Source organism: Chryseobacterium sp. SIMBA_028, assembly GCF_046535285.1.
Classification (GTDB): domain Bacteria; phylum Bacteroidota; class Bacteroidia; order Flavobacteriales; family Weeksellaceae; genus Chryseobacterium.
On record NZ_JAWRWZ010000161.1, the window covers coordinates 1 to 285 of the forward strand.

Here is a 285-nt window from a genome sequence, read left to right on the forward strand (position 1 = left end):
GACAATATCTAGGAACGCATTGTATAGACAAGCATCAAGGAAAATATGATGCGATTTGTCAAAGATTAGGAAATGTAAAAGTCTATCGGGATAGTAATCGAAATGGAAATTTGGATGCTGATCCAGCAAGAGTTGATACAGGAATGTTTGGAATTAATATTCACAAAGGTCCGCTTAATGGAGATTGGAATTCAGACAACACTCAATTTTCAGCGGGATGCCAAGTTTTTGCAGATGCAAGACATTTTCAGGAATTCATGCTTAAATGTAAAAACGCAAGAAATG

1 pseudogene is annotated in these 285 nt (G+C 36.1%); it reads left to right on the forward strand.

What is annotated here, in order from left to right:
- Window positions 1–285, forward strand: a pseudogene (locus SCA31_RS22980) (hypothetical protein); the annotation flags it as partial.